Raw genomic sequence first — 12,077 nt, 5'->3', positions numbered from 1 at the left:
TTTTCATTCAATCCTAATATTCTAACAATTTAATATTAATATAACCTTTCCATAAAGTAAAATATAAGTAATTTATTACCTGTCATAAGTTCTGCTTATTGGTAATTATTTTCCTGATAAAATAAAAGTCGGCCAGCAAAGTAATATTAGCTGGCCGGTACCTTATCGATATTTTTCAAATTTGTCTAAATCTGAAACCATTTTGTCTAATGTATTTCTATAATCATCCAGTTGGTCCTTTTGATGTTCACTTGCCACTTCATAAGCATTTTCAACCTGCTGATACGCCTCATTAATTTCTTCCCACAAATGTCCCACTTCATGGCCAAATTGAGGATCATGCTGCATAGATTCAAGATTTTCATGTGCATCCACCGCTCTTCTGACGCCATTTTGAGCGGATTGAAAGGCTTGAACTTTATTTTTGTGATAAGGCACGTACACCCCTCCTTAACAATATATCTTTTATGATGTACGGAAGTTTATTGCCTTATTCATGATGTGAATCAGCTTCTAAATACCCGTTATTATATACCTGTATAATCATTTAATAGGCTCTCATACTATAGGTAGGAGGGATGAATATGTCGAATAAAAACGCTAATCACCAAAAAGGCCCTAAAGATAAAAATCATTCTGGCCAACCGGCACCCTTAAGCGGTTCTCATAAAGTGAAAAACAGGCAGCATACACGTCAAAAAAATCATTCTCATCACGATATGTAACAGCATTATCTTTTCTTAAAAGACTGCGGGAGGAATTTTTTTCTCTCGCATTTTAATTCCGCTCATAGATAGTATTCAGGAAAAGATCCTCAGACTTTCAACAGAAACATTGATTATAAGGTTTTGTATTATCTTTAATGGCCTTTCCTACTGGCAGACCTAATACAACTACTAATATCCTCTATATTTTTAAATTTTCGCCTTTTAACTAAAAATATTATTATTAACTTTCCCTTTTCTCTCCCTGATTGTTTAAAATTCTTTTTCTGAAGGTTACACAGCTTACCGTTTTTGTGCGTGCTCACGATACGTTTGATTTTTCTAAGGAATTAACCTGCCTCCCGCATGTTCATGTGTAATCAATCCCTTTTGTGGTACGTATATCTATATAGAATTTTATTGAGGAGGTATTATACGACAATGGATTATGTATGGTACGCAAGTTATGGATCCAATTTATTAGAGAGCCGCTTTCGTTGTTATATAAGCGGAGGGACACCAGAGGGTTCTACAAAAAATGAACGTGGGTGTACGAATCCTGCTTATCCAGAAAAAATTGCTCCGATTTCTCTTCCTTATGAGATGTACTTCGCTGAATACTCAGGTCGTTGGGATGGCGGTGTCGCTTTTATCAATACTGATAGAGATACGAATACAAGGACATACGGTAAGAAATACCTAATTACTAGCGAACAGTTTAAACAAATTGTACAGCAGGAGAATGACAATTATAAAATGGAGATAGATCTTGAATTAGCCAAAAATGTTCATACCTATTCCTTTAACGATTCTTGGTATGGTAATATTCTCTACTTGGGTGAGACGGATGGATATCCGATTTTCACCTTTACAGATAATCGAACTATTGCTGAAAAGAACATCACTCCACCTTCTCTTCCCTATTTAAAGAATATTTATTATGGACTAGCTGATCTGTATGAAGATGATAAAAATCTAATTCAATATTTATATTCCAAAAAAGGTGTTTCTGATGCCTATTCTTTAGCTGACTTAGAAAACTATTTTAACTAAACTAAAAAAGCACTCCAATTGCAATTAAATCTCTAACAATTGGAGTGCAGCTTTTAGAGTAGTGACTGACATTATTTTAAATCAGTTCGTCAGCTTTTAATAAAAATTCCAGATCTCTTTGCTGAATAAATTGTCCTGCATAATTAGAAGGCATGTCTTGTTTTAATATTTCAATCGCTATTTTGATTGGCACCCATCTTAATACAAATCCGTCGTTAATCTCATCGTCGGTATACATCGGGTCTTTAAGTTCACCAATAGTTTTAGCAATATATCCATAAGATATCTGAAGCAGCTCTTCATTATTACGGTATTCAATAGTAAGTCCCAGTTCCTTAATATCTTCTATTAAGGTTCCTACTTCTTCTTCTACCTCTCTTTTTAATGCATCATAAATAGTTTCATTGCTTTTAATGCCTCCACCAGGCAATTTATGATAGTTTCCATTTGCAACGAATAAAAGAGCAATCTCATCACGGTCGTTAATGACTACAGCTCTGGATGCCTTTCTAATACGATATGCATGATCCGTATACTGTTCTGACGCATCATCATAAATTTCCTTGATAAGTTCCATGGTTTATGACCCCTTTTAAATCTTTCTAATAATCCACAGTATGATTATATATAATTTTAGCTTTCTGTGTAATATATTATTATACATATTCATAAATAAAACGCATAAGACCTGCCTCAAAGCTAAATATGATATAATACCCATAATCATATGTATATTTTATATATTCTAGCTGCACAGAATTATTTATTTATAATAAGATAGTGAAATTTCAGTATATATAGATAAGGTGGCTGAATGAATGACATTAAAGGAAAAAGCAGTACAATTTGCAACGGAGGCACATGCCGGACAAGTACGTAAGCTGTCAAATGAACCCTATATTATACACCCTTTGCAGGTGGCTAAAACTCTTGAAGAGGCTGGTTTTTGTGAAGAATTGGTGATTGCAGCATTACTGCACGATACTGTGGAGGACACAGATACAACGATTGAACAGATTGAAAAGAAGTTTGGACCTAAAATCGCGCATTATGTTTCTGCTCATACAGAGGACAAAACAAAAACCTGGGAAGAACGTAAGCAGCATACACTTGAGCTTGTTAAAGAAGCGCCTCTTGAAGTAAAGGCTCTTATTGTTGCTGATAAATGGGATAACCTAAAATCCATGACTGCCGGACATGAATTATTGGGGAGTGAAATTTGGAACTGCTTTAAAAGAGGACTGGATTCTCAGGAATGGTATATCAGAGGGGTTGCAATGAATAGCTTTTATGGTTTGGACGACAAAGAGATTCCGGAGTTTTTCCATCAATACGTTAAAGACGTAAATAGCTTTTTTGATTCTATAAAAGATAGTAACAACAAATAATTTGTCAAACACAGCCATAATAACCCGGGGACCTATTAAGGTCCTATTTTCAATCAAACGCTATTTCCGTAAAAGAAAACCTCTTCATAAAAAGAAGAGGTCAAATAGAGAAGTATTTTTCAAATGGACTGACGTCTATTTTTTCAATTTCTAATTTTTTTCGAAGAAATTTGTGATCACGTTTTGGTGTTGCTAGAATATACCCTTTAATAATAAGATCCATCGTTATCTTATTAGCCTTTTCTTTAAGTGCAAGTTCACCGATTCTCCCTGCGATTTTATGCCTTGCTACATCTCGAAATAATTCAGGAACCGGGCTTACTAATTCTTCTAGAAAATCTTTTTCTTCCTGATTCCATAGATGCCTTGTCTGATTAACAAATTCAACTTCCCAGTCCATATCTGATTTTCCATCTTCTTTGGGCAGTTTTTTTAAGAACTTTCGAAACATAAAAAATCCACCGATGGCCATAAAACCAATCATAAAGACAACCCAAAACAGGATGAACCATAAAAACCATCCTTCTAACATAAATCATTCACCCCAGTTAAGTAATACACAATCCCCTAATTTAACAATCATTTTCCATGTATTATTATAACAAAGAGTTGGAAACCTTCAACTAAATTGACTAATAATTACTAAATTGTTTGTACAAAATTCGTATAAGGGAACCTCCATTCCTAACATGGATTTTGGAGAAAAATAAAAAGAATTGCAGGAAAAGGGTGTATTACGTAAATATATCAAAGATTTTGGGCTTTTCTCTATTGTTTTCCCTTGTTAATTGAGATTGTTTTTAATTGTCAGAATTATCAATCTCTGATATAACTAAAGATAACAATCTGACTGTATTAAAGAAGTAATGAATATACTGTATAGTTTCCTCATATCATTCAATCTAGATATTTCTTTAATCTAATCAGGGATTGTGGTTATTTTTGTTAAGGGTCAGATTGGTTTGTTGCATTTCCACTACTTTAAGGAGGTCTTTACTTAATGGGAAAAAAAGTACACAGACGCAGGGAAGTCAGACGATTACTTCGAGAAGAATTAAAGAAGATGGAATCAATAACCAAGCAACAGCCTAATGAACAATTAACGCCAATCGGTGCAATGAAAAATTAATCTGGCGCTATCGCCTATCGAACTAAAGCACCCAGAATACATGTATTCTGGGTGCTCTTTTCTTATTATGACATTTTTTATGTATAGACCATAAATTTTCGACAACCAAGAAAAAAATATGTAAAAATACACTTGAAAATAAAATTTATTTCTTATTCTCTATGTCAATATTACCATAGCATTTCACACCTCTATTACCTGATTTTACAAAATTTCTATGTTTCTTCCTAAAAACGCTGGGTATGTAATAGATTGTACGAGCAATCGCTCAAAAAAATACTATTATATACGGAGGTATAGATATGTTTTTTCATAAAAAAGAACTTCAATTTGAAGCTAAACCAACTAGACCAGATCCATTGATGGCAAAGAAAATTCAAGAACTGATTGGTGGACAATATGGTGAAATGTCCGTTATGATGCAATATTTGTTCCAAGGCTGGAGCGTACGCGGCAACGAAAAATATAAAGACCTTTTACTTGATATCGGTACTGAAGAAATTGGTCACGTTGAAATGTTAGCAACTATGGTCGCACGTCTTCTTGAGGATGCACCGCTAAAAGATCAGGAAAAAGCTATGGCTGACCCGGCAACCGGTGCAGTATTAAGCGGAATGAACCCACAACACGCGATTGTATCCGGATTAAACCCTCGTCCTCAGGATAGCCTTGGTAATCCATGGATGGGCAGTTACGTAACTGCAAGCGGAAACTTATTAGCTGACTTCCGCGCCAACCTAAATGCTGAATCACAAGGTCGCCTGCAAGCTGTTCGTATTTATGAAATGACTGATGATCCAGGAATTAAAGATATGCTTTCCGTTCTTATTGCACGTGATTCTTATCACCAAAATCTATGGGCAAAAGCAATCGCTGAATTAGAAGAACAAGAAGGATTACTTGTTCCAAGCACATTCCCACGTGAAAAAGAACGCTTAGATATCGCATACTCTTTATATAATTTCTCTGAAGGCGAAGAAAGCAGTACTGGAACGTGGGCAAGCGGTGAAGCTCCGGATGGACAAGGTGAATTCCGCTATGAAGCTGTCGTTCCACCTGCAGAAGGCGCAAAACCAATGTTAAAACCAGCTCCACTTGAAACACATAACACATTGCCAATGGACACAGATAAATCAATCTTATAAACGCTAATGTATATTTTTGATTAGCATACAAAAGGACTTCAGAATAAGTGTTATTCTGAAGTCCTTTTTTCATAGATATTTCCCATTGATTCCCCTGCTCTTCTTGTCCTTATTTTACTATTGCATCCCCTATTGGTGAATATCGTAAAAATTCCTTCATTTCTATGTGTCATTTAAAAAGAATATCGAATCGCATTTTATTTCTGTACTGTAAAGTAATCTAAATTCCGGGGAACATTAGCCACTCATTCCATGTTCTATAAAAAACATCCCCCTCCCCCATTAATCGATAATATTTACCTATCGTATCTAAGTAATAAAACAATGCTTATTCATTAACTATCTCACTTCTATCGGCAAGTCCAATTCGAGTGAATAGTTGTATTTCATTAATTCTTTATGATATCAAAAGAAGATATTGAGTAAGTCTACCTTTCTTTATTAATTTATTATCTTAAAAGAATCCTTCGCTCTCTTTTGGATATGCTAAAGGCATATTTAGTGAAAAAGAATGGAGGTTTCTTCATGAATAATCCACATATGAAAAAACTCGATGATATCGAAAAGGAATATCGGACAAATAGTAAGCTTGGCTTAAGCGACGCACAAGTAGCGGAACACCAAGCGAAATACGGACTTAATCAATTAAAAGGAAAGAAACAGAAGTCGCTCGTCCAACGTTTTTTTGAACAATTTAAGGATATCATGGTCTTGATTCTAATCATCGCGGCTGCGGTTTCCTTTTTCGTCGCCCTTAAAGGCCATGATACAAAGGAATATATTGAACCAGTTGTTATTTTAAGTATTGTTATATTGAATGCTGTACTTGGAGTTGTTCAGGAGAATAAGGCGGAAAGATCACTCGAGGCACTACAGAACCTTTCCTCTCCACGGGCAAAAGTCATCCGTAATGGAAAATTAACCGAGATTGAAGCAAGCCAGATTGTGCCTGGTGATCTAATCGAATTTGAAGCTGGTGATTTCATTCCGGCTGATGGAAGATTAGTTGATGCAGCTTCCTTGAAAATTGAGGAGTCAGCTTTAACTGGAGAGTCCGTTCCAGTTGAAAAGGATCAGAATGCAACAGTTAATGAGGATGCACCCCTTGGAGATCGAGTGAATATGGTTTTTTCAGGCAGCAGTGTTTCCTATGGTCGCGGAAAAGCAATTATAACTGGAACCGGAATGGATACACAAATGGGCAAGATTGCCGAATTGCTTGAATCAGCTGACCAAGGTCAGACACCTCTGCAACAAAAACTAGGCAAGCTAGGAAAGTACCTCGGCTTGCTGGCGCTTGCCATCAGTATTGTAATCTTTGCTATCGGATTCTTCTCTGGAATGCCGATACTCGAGATATTTATGACTGCAGTATCCTTAGCAGTCGCTGCTATTCCAGAAGGTTTGCCAGCAATTGTCACAGTCGTTTTAGCACTCGGCGTCCAGCGAATGGTCAAAAGAAATGCTATAATCCGCAGGCTTCCAGCAGTTGAAACTTTAGGAAGTGCCTCTGTTATTTGCTCTGATAAAACAGGTACACTTACACAGAATAAAATGACAGTCATCAAAGCCTGGGTTAAAGGTGAACCAGAAGATATAACTGACCATGTTTCCGGTCCAATTAAATCCTTGCTTCGCCTTGGTTCACTTGCATCAAATGGGACCGTTGAAATCGTAGATGGAGAAGAAAAGCACATCGGCGATCCAACAGAGACTGCTATCCTTTCAGCAGCGCTTAAGAATCAAATGACAAAAGAAAGCCTCCATGAAGCAGCACCCCGTGTTGGTGAGATTCCTTTTGATTCTGACAGAAAGCTAATGACAACCATCCATGTAATAGAAGGAAAACCTTATGCATTAACAAAAGGTGCTTTTGATGTATTGATGAACCGTTGTAAAACTGGTGATTTTGAAGCTGCCAAGAGAATTAACAACCAAATGACGGATGAAGCTATGCGTGTTATCGCTGTTGCTTTTAAGGAACTTGACAGTGTTCCTGATCACCCTAATAGCGATGAGATTGAGCATGATTTGCACTTTGTCGGCTTGCTTGGAATGATTGATCCTCCACGTGCAGAAGCTAAGGATGCCGTACAGGTTTGTAAAAGAGCTGGTATACGCCCGGTTATGATCACAGGTGACCATATTGGAACAGCAAATGCCATTGCCAAAGAACTCGGTATATTAAATGCCGGACAAAAGTCTCTTAGTGGTGCAGAACTTGAAAAAATGAGCGATCAAGCATTAAATGACTCAATCGATGAGTACTCTGTTTATGCACGTGTGTCACCGGAAGATAAAATACGGATTGTCCGCGCCTGGCAGCAAAAAGGTGCAATCGTATCAATGACAGGTGACGGGGTTAATGATGCTCCTGCCTTGAAGGCAGCTGATATCGGTTGCGCGATGGGTATAACGGGGACGGATGTCGCGAAAGGAGCATCAGATATGATCTTGACGGATGATAATTTTGCGACAATTGTCGATGCAGTAAAAGAAGGTCGCGGTACCTATGATAATATCCGCAAAGCCATTCAATTCCTGCTTGGCACTAATATGGGTGAGATATTTATTGTTTTCATTGCCATGATTATTTGGCAACAAACACCGCTCCTTGCCATCCATCTTTTGTGGCTGAACTTAGTGACAGACGGACTTCCTGCACTCGCTCTTGGAATGGAACCTGTTGAAGAAGATATTATGAAGAGGAGACCGAAGCCAAAAGCAGAAGGAATTTTTGCAGGTGGGCTCCTTTACCGGATTGTCCTTCAGGGGTTGATGTTTGCTGTACTTTCCTTAATCGGCTTTTATCTGGCAGGAGTCAATCTGAACTCATTAGGCGCTGCCCAAACAATGGCTTTTCTAGTTTTATCACTTTCGCAGCTCTTTCATGTTCTAAATGTAAGAACAACCAAATCTATTTTCCAATCCGATATTCGTGAAAATAAATATATGATTCTTGCCCTGCTTGCTTCACTTTTACTTATAGTTGCGATTGTATTTATACCACCGCTTGCTTATATTTTCGAGGTAACTCCTCTTCCTTCTGAATACTATCTGATCGCGCTTGGACTTGGATTTGTTCCAATCATTGTAATTGAGATTGAAAAACTGATCAGAAGAACTAAGACAACCTAATTTCCAGCAGTTAAAAAGCACCCGATTGGGTGCTTTTTATTCGGCTAATCCATTCGGTTTTTCTGATTCTTTTCCCCTTGGTGTTACTAGAATAGCCTCTAGCTATTTTTACTTGGCTGTTTTCGTAAGTATTGTTGCTATTGATTAACGCTTGTTTTTATGAAAATAGCCACCTCCAAAAAGGAAGTGGTTGTACTTGTTATTGGACTAACTCTCCTGTTTGTTTAAGTACATTCCTTCACAAATATTATAAATAAAATCTCATTTAACTATACTATCTACCAAAAAATAAGGTAACAGCTCAACATCGAGCTGTTACCTATTTTTCACTTCAAAGAGCTATAAAACTTCATCTTCTTTTCTTTCTATTTTGTTCTTTAAATTTCTTGAAATTTTTCATGCCGCCTATGCTACTAAACATTTCATTTGCCTTTTCTTTTTCAATCATTTTAGAATTCAAACCTTGATACTTAGTCTCTTTTTTTAGTTTCCAGTAGCTTTCTAGCCTTTCAATTGACAAAAATCCATCTTTCATTGCTTTTTGTACTGCACAGTTTGGCTCATGTTGGTGTGTACAATCATTAAATTTACAATCATTAGCAAGGTCTTCAATATCAGAAAAAGACTTGGTTAAATCTGCACTTATAATTCCAAGCTCTCTCATACCAGGAGTGTCTATAACAACACCTAAATTTTGCAACATAATTAATTCACGGCTTGTAGTAGTATGTTTGCCTTTATCATCATTCCTTATTTCATTTGTATCTAATAAGTTTTGGCCGATAAGGCAATTAATTAAGGTTGATTTCCCAACTCCAGATGAACCTATAAACGCTACTGACTTCCCATTTGAAAGATACTTTTTTAAAGATTGGCATCCTTCATCAGAAGTATTTGTTGTAACAATCACATCTATACCAATTGCAATAGAATATATTTCATCAAGTCTTGATGCTATATCATCACATAAATCTGACTTTGTAAGTACAACAACTGGGTTTGCACCACTGTCCCAAGCGATAGAAAGATAACGCTCTAGTCTACGCAGATTATAATCATTGTTCAGTGACATACAAATAAAAACCGTATCAATATTTGTAGCGACAATCTGAATATCTTTTTTGGTTCCTACCATTTTACGTCCAAATACGCTTTTTCGTGAAAGTATATGATGAATAATTCCGTTCCCCTTTGAATTATTTGTTCTGTCGATCATAACAAAATCTCCAACAGCAGGATATTCAGAAATTCCTGTTACATTATAGCGATACTTACCGGATATCTCAGCAACAACCTCACCACTTTCTGTAATCACCTTATATAAATTTTTAGATTGTGATGAAACTCGCCCAATAAAAAGGTCTTTATATATTGTAGACTCCTGTATGAATTCTTCAGTAAGTCCTAAATTTTTCATATCAATATTATTCAATTTCATTTCCTCCTAAAGTTTAGATAATAACTTTTGGGAGGTTTTATGCATTAGTTTATTTTGTGCATACCTCCCTATTTGTTACAATCTCCACATTTCGCTTGCTATACATAAACACAGCAGCTCCTTTCATTACTTATAAGTTTTATATTAGTACAATCCAACTCTAATGTTCAACACAAATTAAACAATGTTCTTTCACTAAACTGACCCGTTAGCAGCAAAAGAAAAGGCCGTCAATTTGACAGCCTTTTCTTTTGCTAATATCCCTGTTAACTCAATAAGAATCCCTGAATTGAAACATAAAAAACAAAACCAGAAACACCAATAGACATATAACCCCAAAATGCTTTTTTATCTTTTTGAAGCTCAATTAGTCCCGTAGTCAATATGAAAAAACTTAGTACCATCATTAAATAAGGCATATACTCAAAGTTCTTAGTTATTAGACCAAAAAACGCTAATGCAAGAACACCTATCGATAAAATAATTCTTAATGTTTTTAGCATATTTCTCTCCCCTTACAACAAGTCATATCCCCAAGTTTTTGTCTAATCATATCACATTTACATTATTATTCTATTCAATTCCTTCTTGAGCTAAACCAGCTAATAGGTTGTCAATATCTCTCTGTATATTTCATTTTTTTATATGCTATACTGTTTTTGGGTATGCCAAATAACCCTCCAGTTTCTTTTTGGAAGGTTTTTCTTATGTTGGATAAATATCATTTCCTAAGCTAAATCTAGGAAATTCTCGTTCTTTTTCAATAAAGCATAAATCCAGTGAAGCAGCTTGTTGATACAAGCTACAATGGCAACTTTTGAAGGTTTTCCTTCTGAACGTTTTCTATCATAGAACTCTTTGAGCTTTTTATTTCTAGAGCCTCTTATCCCACATAAAACAGCTAAATACAAACTATGCCTTAGCCTACTGGATCCTCGTTTGGTTATACGATTTATGTTCGCAGTAAACTTACCAGATGAATAGACACTGGGATCTACTCCAGCGAAGGCCACTAACTTTTTAGGGTGATTAAACCGATCAATTTCTCCTATCTCCGAAATGATTGTTGCCGCAATCTTTTCACCGATACCAGGAATCGATTGGATAATCTTATATTCTTCTATTTCATTTGCCAGGGATACCATTTGGCTCTCTAAATCCGTAAGGTGTCCTTGGTAGTGAAATAAAATATCGATATACATACTAAGATTGATAAGATGGCTTTCATATCGCACTTTCTGAAAAGGATTTTGAGAAGCTGAATGAATGAGCTTTCTTGCCTTTTCTTTGGCCCACTGTACAGACCGACTGGGACAATGTTCTCGTATCCTATCTTCTAGCTCTTCCTTGCTAGCCCTTAGAACCTTCTCCGAGGTAGGGTATTCCTTTAATACCGATAAAGATACTTTCGAAAATAGATCCCCAAAAACCTTTCTATATTCAGGGAAAACCTGATCTAAAATCGTATGGAAATGCAATTTTGCCTCCACATACATATTCGTCATTATCTCTTGTTGTCTCGATAGATTCCGAATATTTAGAAGTTGAATTCCTCTCCTTTTTTGAGGTTCAAATTCTTCTTTATAATAGAGAACACATAATTGATACGCATCAAACGCATCAGTTTTCACCTTTCTTAAACTGGCCTTCTTCGCTTGATGAGAAATGATTGGATTCAATAAGATATAAAGTATGTCATTCTCTTCTAAGCATTGAACAACTGGGGTATGATAATGTCCTGTTGATTCCAATATAACCACAGGCATCTGCCCAGTTGTTTCCTTCATTTCTTCTAAGAAATAGATAAACTTCTCCAACTCTTCACGATTATGCTTAATCGAAAAACTTGTTCCATACGGCTTTCCTTTATCTAAAAAAGCCTGTACTTCACTTTCTTCTTTGGCTATATCTATACCCACAACTGGGTTCATTCTTTCTCCTCCTCTGATAAATTCACCAGTATCCCTATTTCCTCCAAGTAGTATTATAGCTTCGCTTGTTATACGAGATCTCAGTCCCAACCAGCCTCAAACATATTTCTACAAGTAGGGGGTGAACAGTTTAGCGGACGGGATCATTTGT

12 protein-coding genes are annotated in these 12,077 nt (G+C 36.2%); 6 read left to right on the top strand and 6 right to left on the bottom strand.

Annotated features, from left to right (window positions below; translation table 11 throughout):
• Positions 1 to 162: 162 nt before the first annotated feature.
• The gene (locus AC4G3N_RS00060; RefSeq protein WP_066103951.1) at positions 163 to 438 is read right to left on the bottom strand and encodes a hypothetical protein; all 276 of its coding nucleotides are present in this window, start codon (positions 436 to 438) and stop codon (positions 163 to 165) included.
• Positions 439 to 584: 146 nt separating this feature from the next.
• On the opposite strand from AC4G3N_RS00060, the gene AC4G3N_RS00055 reads away from it, so the two are divergent.
• Both AC4G3N_RS00055 and AC4G3N_RS00050 read left to right on the top strand, forming a co-directional pair.
• Positions 585 to 725, top strand: coding sequence for a small acid-soluble spore protein P (locus AC4G3N_RS00055; protein ID WP_077248027.1), 141 nt, complete (start codon positions 585 to 587; stop codon positions 723 to 725).
• A 420-nt stretch (positions 726 to 1,145) separates the two neighbouring features.
• The gene (locus AC4G3N_RS00050) at positions 1,146 to 1,757 is read left to right on the top strand and encodes a hypothetical protein (RefSeq protein WP_066103954.1); all 612 of its coding nucleotides are present in this window, start codon (positions 1,146 to 1,148) and stop codon (positions 1,755 to 1,757) included.
• A 76-nt stretch (positions 1,758 to 1,833) separates the two neighbouring features.
• On the opposite strand, the gene AC4G3N_RS00045 is transcribed toward AC4G3N_RS00050, so the two are convergent.
• A complete protein-coding gene (locus AC4G3N_RS00045) occupies positions 1,834 to 2,334 on the bottom strand; it encodes an NUDIX domain-containing protein (RefSeq protein WP_066103956.1) in 501 nt (166 codons plus the stop codon).
• A gap of 241 nt (positions 2,335 to 2,575) precedes the next feature.
• On the opposite strand from AC4G3N_RS00045, the gene AC4G3N_RS00040 reads away from it, so the two are divergent.
• Positions 2,576 to 3,145, top strand: a complete 570-nt coding sequence (locus AC4G3N_RS00040; RefSeq protein ID WP_491089505.1) for an HD domain-containing protein — start codon at positions 2,576 to 2,578, stop codon at positions 3,143 to 3,145.
• A 100-nt stretch (positions 3,146 to 3,245) separates the two neighbouring features.
• On the opposite strand, the gene AC4G3N_RS00035 is transcribed toward AC4G3N_RS00040, so the two are convergent.
• Positions 3,246 to 3,677, bottom strand: a complete 432-nt coding sequence (locus AC4G3N_RS00035) for a DUF2621 domain-containing protein (RefSeq protein WP_066103960.1) — start codon at positions 3,675 to 3,677, stop codon at positions 3,246 to 3,248.
• A gap of 468 nt (positions 3,678 to 4,145) precedes the next feature.
• Here AC4G3N_RS00035 and AC4G3N_RS00030 point away from each other — a divergent pair, with 468 nt between their 5' ends.
• From AC4G3N_RS00030 to AC4G3N_RS00020, 3 genes are all read left to right on the top strand, one after another.
• Entirely contained in the window at positions 4,146 to 4,274 is a 129-nt protein-coding gene (locus AC4G3N_RS00030) for a hypothetical protein (protein WP_257469051.1), read from the top strand.
• Between the two features lie 302 nt (positions 4,275 to 4,576).
• Positions 4,577 to 5,419 (top strand): manganese catalase, encoded by an 843-nt coding sequence (locus tag AC4G3N_RS00025; RefSeq protein ID WP_491089504.1) that lies wholly within the window; start codon positions 4,577 to 4,579, stop codon positions 5,417 to 5,419.
• Positions 5,420 to 5,944: 525 nt separating this feature from the next.
• Positions 5,945 to 8,557: a calcium-translocating P-type ATPase, PMCA-type gene (locus tag AC4G3N_RS00020; protein ID WP_192796843.1), complete on the top strand. Its 2,613-nt coding sequence runs from the start codon at positions 5,945 to 5,947 to the stop codon at positions 8,555 to 8,557.
• Positions 8,558 to 8,906: 349 nt separating this feature from the next.
• Here AC4G3N_RS00020 and rsgA read toward each other — a convergent pair whose 3' ends face one another.
• The 3 genes from rsgA to AC4G3N_RS00005 all read right to left on the bottom strand — a co-directional run bounded on the left by rsgA (position 8,907) and on the right by AC4G3N_RS00005 (position 11,926).
• Positions 8,907 to 9,995 carry a ribosome small subunit-dependent GTPase A gene (gene rsgA, locus AC4G3N_RS00015; protein ID WP_225983692.1) on the bottom strand — a complete coding sequence of 363 codons (1,089 nt, stop codon included), beginning with the start codon at positions 9,993 to 9,995 and terminating at the stop codon, positions 8,907 to 8,909.
• A gap of 266 nt (positions 9,996 to 10,261) precedes the next feature.
• Positions 10,262 to 10,498, bottom strand: coding sequence for a DUF3953 domain-containing protein (locus AC4G3N_RS00010; RefSeq protein ID WP_140461420.1), 237 nt, complete (start codon positions 10,496 to 10,498; stop codon positions 10,262 to 10,264).
• Positions 10,499 to 10,723: 225 nt separating this feature from the next.
• Positions 10,724 to 11,926 (bottom strand): IS110 family RNA-guided transposase, encoded by a 1,203-nt coding sequence (locus AC4G3N_RS00005; protein ID WP_491089503.1) that lies wholly within the window; start codon positions 11,924 to 11,926, stop codon positions 10,724 to 10,726.
• Between the last annotated feature and the right edge of the window lie 151 nt (positions 11,927 to 12,077).

The organism is Bacillus sp. z50, assembly GCF_058313585.1.
The sequence above is the reverse complement of the archived record's forward strand: the minus strand, read 5'-3'. Positions and strand labels throughout refer to the sequence as shown.